This is a genomic window from Paenibacillus sp. FSL H3-0457 (assembly GCF_037981725.1).
GTDB lineage: Bacteria > Bacillota > Bacilli > Paenibacillales > Paenibacillaceae > Paenibacillus > Paenibacillus amylolyticus.
In genome coordinates this window covers 846,249-863,294 of sequence record NZ_CP150283.1, presented here as the reverse complement: position 1 = coordinate 863,294, position 17,046 = coordinate 846,249, and the positions used below count along the sequence as shown (strand labels likewise).

The following is a 17,046-nucleotide window of genomic DNA, read 5'->3' as shown; positions in this document are numbered from 1 at the left end:
TGTCTACGCGGGAATATTAAAAACTCCCTTTCCGGTTGGAAAGGGAGTTAATGGCTTTAAATTCCTAAAAATTAATTACCCAGTATGCGTTTCAACCGCATTTGTCTATCTGGATTCATGAACCTGGCGTAGAGGGGTCTGCAGCAGATGATTGAGTGACATTACCACCTGAAGTTCCCGCGCCCGTATTGTCAGTTCACTGACCATTGCCAGAAGAAGCTGGCAAAATCTCAAATGTGCCTTCTGCACTGACAGATGTATATTTCGTCGGCTCACTCACCACTGAGACTACCAAAACTTTGTATTTACCCGCTCCAAAAGCCATATTATTTGAATCATTGGCGGAATTTCCAATATCCACTATTGCTGTCCCTGAAGAAGTACCACCTACACTAACATCTGTTAAAACTCTCCCAGTAGTTCCTGAGCTGCTCTCTTCTTTAATGATATACACATCGTAACGAGCGATGCCTACTTCATTTGGCTTAGTGAAACTTATATTAATGGAAGAAGCACTTACAGTTGTTTTTAGATCTATTACACTATCAACAGTCGTTGGTGCCTGTTTTTTTGCTTTAATTATGAAAGGAGTCGACGTAGTTATATTTGATTCCCTTTTACCGTCAGATGATTCGGATAAAATAACAACCTTGTATGTTCCAGCTTTGATCTCGTCACCATTACTATCGGATAAAGAAATAGGAAGTTCTGTAACTGTACTTGTAGAAACATCGAGTGAATTGCTGGATTTCGCAGTTTTTTTGGCCGCATTTAGATCGAAAGTTGTAGATGCAGGTACTACCATTAACACATAACGTCCAATGGCTTGATCAGGGACTGGTTTTGTATATGTCACTTTTACATCGGTAGCATTACCTGCAGCTTGCTCTTCTTTCTTAACTTCAACGTTAGTAATTGTAACTGCTCCTACTGCACTAGTTACGGACAATTTAACATCTGCATAGGCCGTTGACAGCACATTGGATGAATTACCTGTATTACTTACCGCAAGTACAAATATGCGATAGTTCTCATCATTGCGAATAGTTGTACTATCTGTTGCCTTGGTATCGTCTAAAGTCACCGTGTAATTTCCGCTTCCTCCAGCTTTATTTACCACCTTAAAGTTGGAGTTCCGATTAGCTTCCGCCAAATCAAATCCACTCAAGTTGGAAGTTTTGACTACAAATACACGGTAATGGTACACGTTCGTCTCATTCGACGATCGATTAAATGTCACACGCAAATCACGTCCATCTCCGTTATCCGCGATGTCCTTCGCAGTCACACTGGTGGGAGCGGTAACAGCCGTGTTCGCAGTCAGTGTGATCTGAGAAGAATATGAAGACAACGCATTTTGACTTGAGTTTCCGCTATTGCTTACTGACATAACGAATACACGATAGGAAACGTTATTGGAAATAAGGGAACCGCTTGTATCATATGCATTCGGAAGCGTAACTGACAAGTTACCACCCGTTTTGTTCACCTGCGTATAGTAGTTCGACGCATTAGCTGCACTTAGTGTGAAGTTGCCCGCATTACCGGAGCGAACAACGTATACTCGATATCCAGAGATTCTGGACTCATCCGCGGACTTGTTGAACGAAACCCGTAGATCACGCCCATCACCGTTGTCACCAATATCCGCAACAGCCAGGTTGCTAATGACTCCCGCGTTACCGGTCGTTGTCAGTCTCAGAGCTGTGGAGGAAGCTGACAGCGCATTGGTGTATCCATTTTGCTGATTGCCCACCGCCATCACAAAGATGCGATAATCTTGCAGATTCGTTACATTATAACCACTTGTGTCCTTCATGGATGAAGGTAATGTCGTTGTAATGTTGTTGCCTGTTTTATTCACCGTATAGTACAGACTGGAGGACAGGTTACTCGCCGTTGTCAGATTAAAGCTGCTGGCAACCGAGTTACGCACCACAAAGACGCGATAATTCGCCACCTTGGACTCATCTGATGAACGGTTGAAACTCACCTGAATGTCACGACCATCTCCATAATCCGAGTTATCCTTCACCTGCGTAATTACTGGAGACGTTGCTGTGTTCACGGACAACGTAAGTGAAGATGATGCTGCGGACAGCTTGCTGTCTGTTGTTGTATTAGTGCTTACCGACAAGATGTAGACCACATACGCTGTGCCACTTTTAATCATTTCGCCAGACGTATCCCGTGTCGAAGAAGTCAGCTGGCTTTTCACTGCGGTACTGTTTCCTTTGTATATGATCGTGGAGTTTGCACTGGACACTTTATTCGCTGCAGCCAGATTGAACGCAGAAGAGTCCTTCGCTTTGACTACAAAAGCACGATAATACGTAATGTTCGATGTTGTGCTCGGCTGCGTGAAGTTAATCTCCAGATCGCGGCCATCGCCATAGTCACTAATATCTGCGGCACGCAGACTTGCAACCGCCTGTACTGTGGATTTCACATTATTGAGCTTCAATGCTTGGGAAGACCAGTTCAGTGCATTTTTATAATTATTGCTGCTGTTACCAACAGTCAGTACGTACAGACGATACGTTTCATTACTATTGAGCAAATCCCCGTTCACGTCACGTGTCTGCGCGTTAAGTGTCAGTTTCGGGTTGCTGCCATTTGGTGTAACAGATGTATAGTTCGCAGAAGGTACGGCAGTTGCTGAGGACTCCGTGAAGCTATTCACATCGCGAGTTTTTACCAGCATAATCCGGTAAGCAGATACCGCCTTCTCTGAAGTTGGACGTGTGAAGCTCACGGTCAAGTCACGACCATCTCCGTTACTTCCGGATACCGAACCATAGATGTTCCATGCAGCATATTGTGTCTCATCTACTGGAGGTGTTGCTGTTGTCTTGATATCTACACGCTGATTGCGTGAGTTCCAGAATACTTTTTCTCCAAAAGCTTCACTGACAAAACGAATTGGAACCATCGTGTTGCCCTTAATCGTGTTTGCAGGTACATCCAGCGATATCGCTTCCCCGTTGATGTATGCCGTTTTGGAACCAAGTTTCAAAGTAACTTCCTGATCATCGCGAGTTGCAACAATCGTTTTGGTTCTGTTCGTGTATTGTACCTTCGCATCCAATCCTTCAAAAATCGACCGAAGCGGAACGAGTACGCGTCCACCTTTCATGACAGGTGCCTGAGCAGATGATAACTCTGCATCATTGATGTATATGCTGATTCTCGCGGCTGCATCCATAACCGACGTTGGAAGTGCGGACATCAGCATGGCCGATACAGCCAGCGCTGACATTACCTTCTTCACTTGTTTTCCTCCCGCTTTCCTCATATCCCATATCCCCATTCTCACATTTAGTTAACATCGAAATAGATTCGCTGTTCTTTTCATTAATTCCTGTATTTACCTATGCACAACTAAGACGTTCCGATCGGCTCAAAAGTTTCCAGTTGTACAAAAAATATTTTCTCAGAAATCTTCCTCTATCTTCCACCCTCCAAAAGTTAAAAATAACAGAAGAATTTGTCACCATTCCGCAACCACATCCTGCACCAATTGGGTTAATGTATAGTGACTAGTGAACAACACCTATCATTTTCTCAACTACGGGAGGTTCATATCTATGACATCATCGTTCCAATCTGCCAAACGTAAAGGCATGCGCACCTTCATTACAGCCACCGCCATCCTCATGCTGCTCCAAACGGCTGTCGCTCCCTTATCCGGAGTCGCTGCAGCCGCATCTTCCAGTACAGATACCAAAGTCACAACTGCCAGTTCAACAACGATATATAAAACATTTCAGTCTATGCTCTACAAAAAGAACGGCTTGCCTGCCGCGGATATTTATCTCGAATCTCATATCAATCAAGTCACCACTTATCATGCAACTCTGATGGTCTTACAACTGGAGAATGCCCGCAACAAGGCGTTAACAGCCATGACGGACCGTCTACTGGTGCCTAATGTTCAAGACAAGATGATCAAAGCCTACAAGTGGAATGATAGCTTCACCCAACTGATGAGCCGCACCAACGACACCAGTCTGCGTGCGCTGCTCCAGCAGGCACGGGATAGCGGTTATCGCCTGGTTATGCTGGAAGGTTCCCTCTATCCGATCATGAATTATATGGCTTTTCAGAAATATATCTCGTACGTGAAACCAGACATCAAACAATACATTAATATTATGGCAGTTGAAACCAGCAACCTTGCCGCCGATGATGGTGCACTGGTCATTGGCTATCAGGAGATACTCAATCGCGCTCTGAATCAGGAACGATTCCTGAACGAATATCCGAAGTCCAATCGGGTACAACAGGTGAAGAACCTGATGAATAACTATACCTTGTATACCTTTTATGGCCTGAATAATACGCCTTTATTTGACTATGAAACGAACAAAATGACAGCCAATGCCCAGAAAGGTTACAAAGCTGTCTTACAACGTAACTCATCCGAAGACAGTGCCTTCCTGACCAAACTCGAAAAGTTCATGGACATCGTAACCGAAGCCAAATTCGAGAAAACCGCTGCTGTCGAGAAATGGCTGGAACAGAATGTGCCGGTCAGCGACTATGCGAATTATTGAGTTAATCCGTTCCTAAGTTAATATCCGGGCCAAAATTCAGGCTAAATCCCAACAGATAACCACAACAAAAACCGCCACAGGATTCGCTCCTGTGGCGGTTTTCTTCATGCTTTATCATCAGAACTAACTCAACCGGTCAGCTCCCTGCACTATTGAATCGGTTTGACCATATGATTATACTCATGTCCTGCGATGACAATCACATCGTCTTTGACATATCCCTGCCGTTCGTACAGCATTAGCGCACGGCCGTTGTCTCGTTCTACAATCAAGGATACCTGCGAGTGACCCAGATCTCTGCCCTGCTGCTCAAAAGCAGCCATCAGTGCCCGGCCGATGCCCTGCCCCTGATAAGCTTCACTTACCGAAAGAGTATCCAGATAATACTCCCCCGGACGGGTTTCTTTAACCAATGCATACTTCTCTTCCCGGCTTCGTTCAGGTCGATCCAGAATCGGCTGGTCCAGACGATCTGCTTCTCCGCCATCATAGGCTACCAGAATCCCCGCGATCAGCCCATCCTGCTCCATCACTGTCACATGACGATAGCTAATCCTGTTGTTTTCCTGTACATAGAACTCCTGCAAAATCTGCATCGCCTTCTCATGATCCGCCTCACCCGCAAGCGCGTATGCAATGTCTCCTATCGCCTGATACAGCAAAGGAATAACCTGATCAGCATCTTCTATGCGTGCAGGTCTGATCAGAGGAGATGTTTCTTGGTGATCTAATTGCATTTTGGAATTATTCATCAGATTAACATGTTGAACAGATTTAGATTTTTGTTCAGTTCGGTATAGGCGATACCTTTGCGGTTCATGCGTTCAATGAGCGGGTGGTAATCTTCCTTGTACATCAGCTCGATGCCCACCAAGGCAGGGCCATTTTCCTTATCATGCTTTTTCGTATATTCAAACCGGGTGATATCATCATTTTTCCCTAGAACTTCCTCCAGGAATTCACGTAAAGCTCCTGCACGCTGCGGGAAATTAACCATGAAATAATACTTCAGACCTTCATAGATCAGGGAACGTTCCTTGATCTCCTGCATCCGGTCGATATCGTTGTTCCCCCCACTAATAACACAGACCACCGTCTTGCCCACGATTTGCTCACGATATTGCTCAAGCGCCGCAACAGCCAAGGAACCGGCAGGCTCGACAACGATCGCATTTTCATTATATAGTTCCAGAATAGTTGTGCAGGCTTTGCCTTCCGGCACTTTCACAATGTCATCAAGTATACTATTGCAGATATCAAAGGTGAGATCGCCAACCCGTTTCACCGCTGCACCATCCACGAATTTATCAATATCATCCAACGTCACAACCTGTTTGCGGAACATCGCCTCACTCATGGAAGCTGCCCCAAGTGGCTCAACTCCAATGATGCGTGTCTCTGGACTCACGGTCTTCATGTAGGTTCCCACGCCGGCTGCCAACCCTCCGCCACCAATTGTCACGAACACATAGTCGGCATTCTCATCGAGACTTTCCATGATTTCCATCGCTACCGTACCATTACCTGCAATAATCTTCGGTTGATCAAAAGGATGGATGAACGTCATGCCCTGTTCGTCACATGCACGCATTGCTTCTGCGTATGCATCGTCATACGTATCCCCGATCAGCACCACTTCAACGTTGTTTCCACCAAAGCGACGCACCTGCTTCACCTTCTGGTTCGGTGTTGTACTCGGCATGAAGATTTTGCCGTTAATTCCAAGGGCATTACAGCTAAAAGCAACACCTTGGGCATGGTTGCCTGCACTCGCACAGACAATACCTTTCTCCATCTCGGCTGGTGTTAGACTGCGAATCATATTATAGGCACCCCGAATTTTGAACGAACGCACCACTTGAAGGTCTTCCCTTTTCAGATACACATTACAGTTATATTTGGCCGACAATACAGCATCCCGCTGTAACGGCGTTCTTACAATGACCTCACGCAGCACATGATGTGCGCGTACGATATCTTCCATGCCAACACTGGCACGACCGGGACTTGTGGTTCCCGTTGGTTCTTGTTCAACTGGTTTCATGTTGTCTCCACACTCCGCTTTTATTGTCTAGCAATGTCGCGCACTGCTTTTCTTTGTATTGTATCACTTTTGTTCTGTTCTTGCGCCTGAGCTCTCATCATTTATCATTCGTAAAATCTCATCAATAATGACCTGAGGGTCTGTATACATAACCATATGTCCCGATTGATCGGCCCCAATCCATCTCGCATTGGATAGCTGGCTCACCGTCTGGCGATGCGCCGTGATGAGGGCAGGTCTGATTTTCCCCTCTCCCTTGCCCGGGTTCGTACCCGAGATCACGCTAACTTCCATATTACCCAGAGCCGGAGGATGTTCCAGGAGCCCTGCCATGTCATCCAGAAATGTTTTGCCTTCTGCAAGCATCGTGCTGGCTGCCCGTACAGTGAAATCCTCCTTGAGGTGATCCGCTGCCACATCGTCAGGCTGAACACTTCCAGCTTTGCTGCCAAGTATCTTATATAAGCCAGTCCGCGCCATGATTGGAATAATGAAACCATTGATGGCAAAGCTCTTTTTAGTAAGCTTGGAAAAATACATTTCGCAATGCTCGTCTGATGGATCTACCAGAATAATGCCACGTAATCGAGATAGATGTGCAGCTGCCGCAGCCCGTACAATCGGACCACCCCAGCTATGTCCAACCAGAATGAATGGGCCTGGGCCCAGAGCTGTCAGCAGCTCTCCAAGATCCCCTGCAATGCGTTCAAGGCTGCGGGGAGCCGAGTCGACATCACTTCGTCCCGCCCCTGCCCTGTCATACACAACTGCACGTGCATGCTCAGCAATGGCTGGTGCAACCAGTCCCCAGTTTGATCTGGAGACGCCCATACCGGACTCAAATACAACCGTCAGCTCTCCTGTTCCCCTGGACATATAATGTAGTTTGCGACCATCACGGGTCCGAACAAACGCACTTGAACCAAACGTATGTGAGCTAGGGTTAGGATTCATATTCCCCTCCTGATTACAAGCATAGTCATCTTTCACCGAATCTAATTGAAAATGATTATCAATTACTTCATTATAGAATAATCCATGCTATACGACAACCATATTGCTTCATCAAGTTACAGCAGTCCTGTCTCCTCTGTCACGTTGCAAGGATCATCCCTATCCCACCGTTTCGGTAACCCTCCTTTTTCCTTATACAAAAAGAAAACCCGATCCATGATCGGATCGGGTAAATGTACCAGCTACTAAACGGCTGGCCCTCATATACACCTTCCTGTTGCTTCGTGCGCAGTTCCTGCACATATTGCATAATTACTTAATCCAAGGATGGACGAATACTCGGTTTAAGAGCACAGCCCCTTATCCCCGAATACCATGATTCTTGTTGTTCAGCTGCTCCAGAAGTTCATTCATCGCTTCTTCCGTCATGGCCCCACCGCTAAACGCAACCAGTGCTCGTAGCGGCATATATTTCATCATCGCATCCATCATATCTGCATGATCCCCGGCATCATCACCGCCGAACCCACTGGCTTCCTGGAATTGTTGCAAAGCCTGGTCCAGTAGCTGTTTATGGGCCGGATCACGCTGGATATCACCCAATGTACTATTACGCGTATAGGTTGGAAGGAATGTCGCTGTAGACTCTACATTCACACGTGTGTGCACATGAATGTCCCGTGAGGAACTGCCTACCTGAATCTCGAACTCTCCGGTCTCCACATGCCAGTCCTTCATATCTACGTTGTAATAGGCGAATGAACGTTTGTTTAGTGTGAAGCTCACCACTTTGGACTCTCCAGGTTCAAGGGCCACCTTCGCAAATCCTTTCAATTCTCTTACAGGACGAATAACTGTGCTCTCTACATCGCTGACATACAACTGTACAATCTCTTTGCCCGCTCTGTCACCGGTATTGGTGACCCTTACTTGCACATTCACCTCATCCTGATCGGTCAATTCTGTGCGATCTACCTTCAGGTCAGCATATTCAAATGTCGTATAACTTAGTCCATAACCGAACGGAAACAGTGGCTCCAGCTCTTTTTTATCATAATAGCGGTAACCAACAAAGATGCCTTCCCGGTAATCAACTCGATCCCCTTCACCCGGGAAATTCAGATAAGATGGATTATGGCTGAGTTTGGCAGGGAATGTCTCTGCCAGTTTACCGGACGGATTCACCTCTCCATACAGCAGATCAGCTATCGCTCCACCAACGGCCTGTCCACCAAGATAAGCTTCAAGCACCGCTTGCACCTGCGGCAACCAAGGCATCTCCACTGGAGATCCGTTGCTCAGCACCACAACCACACGTGATTGTACTTTTGCAATCTCTTCAATCAGACGAATATGATTGTCAGGCAGACGCAAATGGGCACGATCATACCCTTCGGATTCATAACGATCCGGCAATCCAACAAACACAACAGCGGTATCCGCTGACTGTGCTGCCTGAACAGCCTCATGCATCAATGTCTCATCCACATCATCCGCTTCAATCCGATAACCTGGGGCATACGAGAAGGTTACACTTTCGCCAGCCACCTGTGTCATCTCTTCCACAATATCATCCACTTTGGTCGGATTAATATGGGAACTTCCCCCGCCCTGGAAGCGAGGTTTACGCGCAAATGCCCCGATTATCGCCACATCGCCTTCACGCCCAAGCGGCAGGATACCTTCTTCATTTTTCAGCAAAACCATACTCTCGGCTGCCACCTTACGCGCAAGTTGGTGATGCTCATCCTTGTTATATGTAGCCCCATCTTGCTTTTGATCAACGGCATTAAAGATCAGCGTAAGCAGACGCTCCACCGCCCGATCCAGCTTGTCCAGCGGCAGTTGTCCGCTTTCTACGGCATCAATCACTTTACGCTCCCCGATTCCACCACTTGTTGGCATCTCCAGTTCCAATCCTGCTGCAAGAGCGTCTGCACGTTCATTGACCGCGCCCCAGTCTGACACCACAAGACCTTCGTGTCCCCATTCGTCTTTCAGGATATCCGTAAGTAACCATTCATTCTCACCTGCATACGTGCCGTTCACCTTATTGTAGGAACACATTACCGTCCACGGCTGTCCATCCTTCACCGCACCTTCGAAGCTCGCCAGATAGATCTCATGCAGCGTCCGTTCATCCACTACCGCATCAATCGACATACGCCGTTCTTCCTGATTATTAACTGCAAAGTGTTTGAGAGACGTACCCACACCTTGGCTCTGTACACCCTGAATATGACCGGTAGCCATCTGCGTAGATAACAACGGATCTTCGGAAAAGTATTCAAAATTACGTCCACCCAATGGGGAACGTTTAATATTTACACCCGGTCCAAGTAATACCGCTACATCCTCGGCCTGACATTCCTCTCCCAAAGCCACCCCGACCTGACGCGCCAGCTCCTTGTCCCATGAACTAGCCAATCCTGCCGCAGACGGGAAACAGGTTGCAGGCACACTCGACGTTAGTCCAAGATGATCCGCACTCCCATCCTGCTTGCGTAGTCCGTGAGGTCCGTCCGTCACCATGATGGATGGAATGCCAAGACGCTCCACCCCTTTCAGATGCCAAAAGTCCAGTCCCGAGCACATGCCCGCTTTTTCTTCCAGTGTCATCCGCTGTACCAGTTCCTTGATGTTACGTTCCACATTAACCCCTCCAGTTCATGATGTTGATACATAGCTATATCACTAAGCATACAAGGTTATCTACCACACATTCAAATGTTTACCCGGTTAGTAACGGTTACATAACACCAGTCAATCATTTCTTCTTCCTGACGATGATCAAAATAAAAAGGAAAAACAGCCCGATCTTCACGATCAGGCTGTCTCTATACGTTTCATAACCGTCTATCCACCCAATTTACGCCTGAGTCTTAAACCAAGCTACCGCAACTTCTGCCTCAGTACGAGTCAACTGATGACCCTGACGCTCCCAATGCGTGTTTACATCGGCACCTGCACCGCTGAGCAGCGAAGCAAGTTCCTCGGTTTCACGTCTTGGTACAATCGGATCGTTCTCGCCCGCACCAATGAACACAGGCAGACCTTTCAGATCCGGCAGTTCGAGTCCGCGCAACGGTACCATCGGGTGATGCAGAATTGCACCTTTGAATACATCTGCTTGATGGAAGATCAAGCTTGCCGCAATGTTGGCACCGTTAGAGTAACCCAGTGCATACACGTTGGACCGATCGAACCCATATTCCACCGCAGCTGCATCGACAAAAGATCCCAACTCTGCCGTACGAGCAATCAGATCTTCTTCATCAAAAATGCCTTCGGCCAGGCGGCGGAAGAAACGGGGCATCCCGTTCTCCGATACATTACCCCGCACCCCAAGTATGCCAGCTCCTGGTGCGATCATCTCCGCCAGACCGATCAGATCATTCTCGGTTCCGCCTGTGCCATGAAGCAACAAGATTGTTGGCGCATCCGGCTGAGCACCTGCTTTATAGATATGTTTCATTGTATTGGTTGTGGTCATGATTTGGACTCTCCTTTCCATTCACGTACTTCAATTCGTGGCAACAATTGTTCAATCTGCTCACGCTGTGGTTCATACCATTCAGGCAACATCAGTTTCTCACCCATGCTCTCTGCTGGTTCATCCCGTGCAAATCCCGGAGGATCCGTAGCCAGTTCGAACAGTATACCACCCGGCTCCCGGAAATACACAGCGTTGAAGTATTGACGGTCAATGACTGGCGTTGGATGATATCCGGATTGTTCAAGATCCTGCTGAATTTGTTCATGTTCCACGTAATCTTTGGCACGCCATGCAATATGGTGAACCGTTCCGGCTCCACCAATCCCGCGTTGGATACCTGTGGACTGAATATCGATGATCTGACCAATATCGCCGCTTGCCTGAAGACGAAGGAGTCCGTTCTCTTCACCGACTTGCTCCAGACCCAGTTTGCTCACCAAGACGTCCATGGTTTTCTCAGGAACTTGGCTGAACAATACGGCTCCGCCAAATCCTTTGATGGCATGCTCCGGTGTCACACCGTTGAAACTCCAGTTGCTTGGCTGACCGCCTTCACGCTCAACCAGTTCAAGCAGCAGACCTCCTTTGTCGAAGAAACGAATGTACTGCTCACCAAATCTGGTTTTATTTTCATATGGAATATCGAAGGAAGCAAGACGTTCTTTCCAGAAAGGCAGGCTTCCTACAGGAACCGCATATACGGTAACTCCAGTCTGACCTGACCCAATGACACCTCTTCTTGAATTCTGCTGTGGGAAAAAGGTAATGATTGTGCCCGGTGCACCCTGCTCATTCCCGTAATACAAGTGATACACGTCCGGTGCATCAAAGTTTATTGTTTTTTTCACCAGTCTGAGCGCCAACACAGCTGCATAAAAATCAACGTTTTTCTGCGCATCGTCAACAAAAGCTGTAATATGATGAATTCCTGAAGTTCTGAACATAATCTCCACTCCCTTGGTTTTAGTTGTATCATAGGTTGTTTTTGCTTCTTTTATTTATTGGTTTCTGTTATTTATCTTTAAGTTAAGATTCTTTAAATTTATATTAATCCATTGGACCACATTATGCAAGCTTTTATTTTAAAATTAAGATTTAATACAAAAAGCAGGCCCCGATCACTCCGGGAACCTGCTTAGCGTTATAACGATTGATTAGCTTGTTTCGTATTCCTGTATTACTTTTGTATTAATGCTTCTTAAACCAGTTTCATTCTTTTTGGTGGATTCACCAAATCTTTATGCTCGTATTCATCCTTGATATCTCCGACAATCTCTTCAAGGATATCCTCCATCGTAACCATACCTACCGTAGCACCTGCCTCGTTTTTCACGGTTGCAATGTGTACACGGCTTTGCTGCATCTGGATCAGTACATCCTTGATTGGAGAACGCTCGGAGAAACTCGGTGTATTGTGAACAAATGTCTCCATATTGAAGTCTCTGCCTGCTGCTACACTCGTCAGCATTTCTTTCGTGTTAATGAAGCCAACAAAATGAGCCTGATCCCCATTCGCAATAACAGGGTATCTCGTGTATTCGTGTCGATTCAGCGTCTCAATGATCTGATCAATCGGCATTTCCTTATTCAGAGTAACAATTTTATCTCTTGGAATCATAATCTCCTGAAGCAGACGCTCATCAAAAGCAAAAATGTTTTTGAGATAGTCCAGCTCCGTCTGGTTGATCTCGCCACTCTCGTAGCTCTGTGCCATAATCAGCTTCAGCTCTTCTTCGGAGTGAACGGTATCATGCCCGGCAGGTTTTACACCAAATATGCCAAGCAACAGACGAGCAGCTCCATTTAGCGCGTAGATGAATGGATTCATGATTTTACCGAACCAATACAGTGGTGGTGCCAGCAACAGCGTCATTCTCTCTGCAAACTGAATCGCCAGGGTTTTCGGTGCCAATTCACCAATAACCACGTGCAGGAACGTAATGATCGCCAGAGCAATACCATAGGAAAGCACGGTAGACAATGCCGCTGGTACTTCCATTCGCTCAAAGAGCGGATGCAGCATTTTCTCAACAGTAGGTTCACCCAAGGCTCCCAATACCAGCGCCGTGATGGTGATCCCCAATTGACATGCCGACAGATAATAATCCAGGTTGTGCGCCACTTTTTTGGCCAGTACTGCCTTTTTGTTGCCTTCCGAGATCAATTGATCGATTCGGGACATCCGTACTTTAAGAATTGCAAATTCGGCTCCAACGAAAAAGGCTGTCAGACCTATAAATACGGCTACTAAAAATAAATTCAAGGCTATTATTCCGTCCAATGATTTCCCTCGGGTTGAGGGATTCACCTCCATTAAATTTTAAAATAAGGTTGCACGAGTGACGTTCCGATGACGGCTCGTTCTTCCGATCGCCATTGCCTCCAAATTTTCCTGATTATTGTTTTCAAAGGTTTAAAATTGGTTTGCAAACGCGAACGCTACGCTTCTTCAGGATCGATTCCGTCCCCTACACTGCTACGTTGCCAAAACGTTCTAAATTCTGAGGGCAGTAGCCAAATAGGCAGTCAAACCCTAGATTACAGTCAGATCGAACCAACCAAGATCACGCCAGATCGCTTGTAGCTTCCTCAACCTGCGCGCCGCTCACTCGTTCCAGAAGAACTTGTTTGATGTGATAGTTTTCGGTATCCACAACGGTCCAGACATAATCGCCGTGTTCTACCGTGTCTCCTTTTTCCACACCTACACCCTTCTGGTATTGAATCCATCCAGCAACGGTATCCATCTCTTCATTACCTTCAAAGCTAAGTCCGAACTGCCGCTCCACTTCATCCAAAAGTACCCGGCCATTAATGAGATATTGATTCTCTCCGGTCTCCTGAATATCGGCCACCTCATCGGCATCGAATTCATCGCGAATCTCACCGACAAGTTCCTCCAGAATATCCTCCATCGTAATGATACCCGAGGTACCCCCATATTCATCCACGACCACGGCCATGTGTACACGTTCCTGCTGCATTTTAATCATTGCATCCTGGATACTTGTAACTTCGGAAACAAATGGGATTTCACGAACGAACTCGCTTAGTTGATATGTTCTTGCGGCTACCATGTCAGGCAAAATCTTTTTCACATTCACAACGCCGATAATGCGGTCCTTGTCCCCATCCTCGATGACAGGGTAACGTGAATAGTTATGTTCATCCAATATAGGAATAATATCGTCATAAGTCATATCCTGATCTAATGTCACCAGTTCCGTACGTGGTACCATGATGTCTTTGGCATCACGTTCGTCGAACACAAATACATTTTCCAGATACGAAAGCTTGGTCTTGTTGTTCTCGTCACCTTCATAACTCTGGTTCATGATGATCTTAATCTCATCCTCCGAGTAGGCCTGATCATGTTTGGCAGGCTTCACACCGAATCCTCGCAGAAGAACACGTGATGTTCCATTAAGCGCCCAGATGAACGGATACATGATTTTACCAAACCAGTATAGCGATGGGGCGAGCATTAATGTCAGTTTTTCTGAGAATTGAATCGCCAACGTTTTCGGTGCCATCTCACCAACAACCACGTGCAAGAACGTGACGAGGATAAAGGCGATCGCATAGGAAGCAATCGACGAGATTGAAGCAGGTACATCTAAATAATTGAATACCGGATATAACAATCTCTCAACCGTCGGTTTTCCGAGCGCTCCCAGTCCCAGTGCAGTGACCGTAATACCGAGCTGACAGGCTGACAGATAATAATCCAGGTCCGAGACAACTTTTTTAGCCAATACGGCCTTTTTATTGCCCTCCGCGACCAGTTGATCCACTCTTGATGTACGAATTTTGACTACAGCGAACTCCGATGCTACGAAAAATGCAGTCAATGCAATCAAGATAATAAGTAAAGCGATATTCAATATGGTAATTATGTCCAATGATTTCCCCGGTTCTCAGGGATTCACCTCCAGAGATAGTTACAGCGTGATCCGTTAACTGTGTTAACCATTCATCAACTGTTAGTCTTTCAACACGACGTCTGCCTTATATAAAATTGATTTCAATGATATCTTTTGTATAAGTCTTACGTTTGACCTTGTAAATTTACAAAACAGGAATTCAAGATGAAGTCAATGACTTGCAGAAACTTCTTCATTCAAATCGGGTTACCCCTCATGCTGTAAATTGTTCCTCGCTTAACTCCACCTAGATTCGCCATTTGGACAATTTACAATATCGCCTACCCAATAGATATCCACCTCCCCTCGTACTCATTCCTGTTTCCGAAAAGTATACCATGTTTCCCGCTCAACCATCCAGTTGCACGTTATGGTTTGCCACAAGCTTACAGTATAATGTTCACAAATTAGTCTCTATGTATGTTACGTACTTTATATAATATGATTGATATTACCTCGTAATGTGATATTGTTCACATGTTTAGTATAGTTCAATTTATAAAAATACTACCCCTTACTTTAGGGCATTAAACATGCCGGATCTCCCTGATTTAATCCCGTTTTGAATCTTCCCCATATTCTTTCCCGTATAAAACAAGTCCGGCCTTATGCACAAGATACATCTATATACGTATCAAAGAGCCCGCAAGATGCAAATACCTTTCCGGTATACATCTTTACGGGCTCTTATATTCATTCTATACGAGTGCTTTGGCAGCAATATCCGTTCGCTGATGTTTACCATCAAAATGGATACGCTCCGCCTGTTGATAAGCTTTGTTTCTGGCTTCGGCAATATCCGCACCAAGGCCAACTACACCCAGGATCCGTCCACCATTCGTAACCCAGTCTCCCGCTTCACTACGCGCTGTACCTGCGTGGAATACCACGGCGTCATCTACTTGGTTCAGTCCTTTAATGACTACACCTTTGGCATAAGGGCCCGGATAACCTCCTGAAGCAAGCACCACACATACTGCGGCTTCGTCGCTCCATTCAATCTCAATATCAGCCAGCTTGCCATGAACGGTTGCCCAGAAGATATCAAACAAGTCACTCTTTAGGCGTGGCAATACGACCTGTGTTTCCGGATCACCAAAACGTGCGTTGAACTCAATCGTTTTGGGCTTACCATCTGGTGAAATCATCAGCCCGGCAAACAATACACCCTGGAATGGGCGTCCCTCAGAAACCATCGCTTTGGCAGTTGGTTTGATGATCGTCTCCACGGCTTCTTCAATAATGGATGCAGGAATGTGTGGCAAAGGTGAATATGTACCCATACCGCCTGTGTTTGGCCCCTGATCATTATCGAATACAGGTTTGTGATCCTGTGCCGCCGCCATCGGGCGAACCGTCTCCCCATCAACAAAAGCCAGAATGGACATTTCCTGCCCTGCGAGGAATTCCTCGATAATTACTTTGGCTCCCGCTTCACCAAATACTTTGTCCACCATGATACTGCGAAGTGCCTGATCAGCCTCTTCACGCGAATAAGCTACGGTCACACCTTTGCCCGCTGCCAGTCCATCTGCCTTGATGACAACCGGAATTGCTTGCTCATTCAGGTATGCTTGAGCTTGTTCGTAGTTGTCGAATTTTTCATAGGCTGCGGTTGGAATGTTGTATTTGTGCAGCAGGTCCTTCATGAACGTTTTACTTCCTTCGATCTCTGCTGCATTACGACGGGGTCCGAATACCGGAATACCTGTCGAATCAAATGCATCCACAATCCCATCCGCAAGCGGATCATCCGGACCAATAACCACCAGACCTACTTTAAGCTCTACAGCAAGAGCCGTTAGTTTATCGAATTCATTCACCGCAATGGCATGACACTCAGCCAGCTGAGCAATGCCTGCATTTCCCGGTGCACAGTGAATCTTGTCTACCTTTGGACTCTTCGCCAGTGCCCAGATGATTGCATGCTCTCGGCCACCGCCGCCTACTACCAGAATATCCATTCGTTCTGTTCCCCCTCCGTGCATAACTGGATTTGTTACGCTATCGCGTGTTGAAAAAACTAAAAAAGAGGGGGTGTACCATAAGTCATAAGTATGACTGGCGACACCC

At 46.4% G+C, this 17,046-nt stretch carries 11 protein-coding genes; 1 reads left to right on the top strand and 10 read right to left on the bottom strand.

The window, feature by feature from the left end:
* Window positions 1-196 precede the first annotated feature (196 nt).
* Complete coding sequence (locus MHH25_RS03955) at window positions 197-3,271, bottom strand: copper amine oxidase N-terminal domain-containing protein (protein ID WP_340019215.1); 3,075 nt, start codon at window positions 3,269-3,271, stop codon at window positions 197-199.
* Window positions 3,272-3,587: 316 nt separating this feature from the next.
* On the opposite strand from MHH25_RS03955, the gene MHH25_RS03950 reads away from it, so the two are divergent.
* Window positions 3,588-4,556, top strand: coding sequence for a hypothetical protein (locus MHH25_RS03950; RefSeq protein ID WP_340019214.1), 969 nt, complete (start codon window positions 3,588-3,590; stop codon window positions 4,554-4,556).
* Window positions 4,557-4,705: 149 nt separating this feature from the next.
* On the opposite strand, the gene MHH25_RS03945 is transcribed toward MHH25_RS03950, so the two are convergent.
* The 9 genes from MHH25_RS03945 to purD all read right to left on the bottom strand — a co-directional run bounded on the left by MHH25_RS03945 (window position 4,706) and on the right by purD (window position 16,937).
* Window positions 4,706-5,308 carry a GNAT family N-acetyltransferase gene (locus MHH25_RS03945; RefSeq protein ID WP_340019213.1) on the bottom strand — a complete coding sequence of 201 codons (603 nt, stop codon included), beginning with the start codon at window positions 5,306-5,308 and terminating at the stop codon, window positions 4,706-4,708.
* Window positions 5,308-6,600 carry a threonine ammonia-lyase IlvA gene (gene ilvA, locus MHH25_RS03940; protein WP_036606060.1) on the bottom strand — a complete coding sequence of 431 codons (1,293 nt, stop codon included), beginning with the start codon at window positions 6,598-6,600 and terminating at the stop codon, window positions 5,308-5,310. Before ilvA ends, MHH25_RS03945 begins: the two co-directional genes overlap by 1 nt.
* Window positions 6,601-6,663: 63 nt before the next feature.
* The gene (locus MHH25_RS03935; protein WP_340019212.1) at window positions 6,664-7,554 is read right to left on the bottom strand and encodes an alpha/beta hydrolase; all 891 of its coding nucleotides are present in this window, start codon (window positions 7,552-7,554) and stop codon (window positions 6,664-6,666) included.
* A gap of 360 nt (window positions 7,555-7,914) precedes the next feature.
* Complete coding sequence (locus MHH25_RS03930; RefSeq protein ID WP_339285431.1) at window positions 7,915-10,206, bottom strand: glycoside hydrolase family 3 C-terminal domain-containing protein; 2,292 nt, start codon at window positions 10,204-10,206, stop codon at window positions 7,915-7,917.
* 217 nt (window positions 10,207-10,423) lie between these two features.
* A complete protein-coding gene (locus tag MHH25_RS03925) occupies window positions 10,424-11,029 on the bottom strand; it encodes an alpha/beta hydrolase (protein WP_340020441.1) in 606 nt (201 codons plus the stop codon).
* A gap of 14 nt (window positions 11,030-11,043) precedes the next feature.
* Complete coding sequence (locus MHH25_RS03920) at window positions 11,044-11,997, bottom strand: ring-cleaving dioxygenase (protein ID WP_155985011.1); 954 nt, start codon at window positions 11,995-11,997, stop codon at window positions 11,044-11,046.
* Window positions 11,998-12,248: 251 nt separating this feature from the next.
* Window positions 12,249-13,331, bottom strand: a complete 1,083-nt coding sequence (locus MHH25_RS03915) for a hemolysin family protein (RefSeq protein ID WP_036606063.1) — start codon at window positions 13,329-13,331, stop codon at window positions 12,249-12,251.
* A gap of 283 nt (window positions 13,332-13,614) precedes the next feature.
* On the bottom strand, window positions 13,615-14,952 hold the full coding sequence (locus tag MHH25_RS03910) for a hemolysin family protein (protein WP_076329575.1): 1,338 nt from the start codon (window positions 14,950-14,952) through the stop codon (window positions 13,615-13,617).
* A gap of 719 nt (window positions 14,953-15,671) precedes the next feature.
* A complete protein-coding gene (purD, locus tag MHH25_RS03905) occupies window positions 15,672-16,937 on the bottom strand; it encodes a phosphoribosylamine--glycine ligase (RefSeq protein WP_340019211.1) in 1,266 nt (421 codons plus the stop codon).
* Between the last annotated feature and the right edge of the window lie 109 nt (window positions 16,938-17,046).

What these genes read in the sequence shown, in the direction of transcription:
- MHH25_RS03950 (WP_340019214.1), top strand. Translation starts at nt 3,588, where the DNA reads ATGACATCATCGTTCCAATCTGCCAAACGTAAAGGCATGCGCACCTTC.
- MHH25_RS03945 (WP_340019213.1), bottom strand. Translation starts at nt 5,308, where the DNA reads ATGAATAATTCCAAAATGCAATTAGATCACCAAGAAACATCTCCTCTG.
- ilvA (WP_036606060.1), bottom strand. Translation starts at nt 6,600, where the DNA reads ATGAAACCAGTTGAACAAGAACCAACGGGAACCACAAGTCCCGGTCGT.
- MHH25_RS03935 (WP_340019212.1), bottom strand. Translation starts at nt 7,554, where the DNA reads ATGAATCCTAACCCTAGCTCACATACGTTTGGTTCAAGTGCGTTTGTT.
- MHH25_RS03925 (WP_340020441.1), bottom strand. Translation starts at nt 11,029, where the DNA reads ATGAAACATATCTATAAAGCAGGTGCTCAGCCGGATGCGCCAACAATC.
- purD (WP_340019211.1), bottom strand. Translation starts at nt 16,937, where the DNA reads ATGGATATTCTGGTAGTAGGCGGCGGTGGCCGAGAGCATGCAATCATC.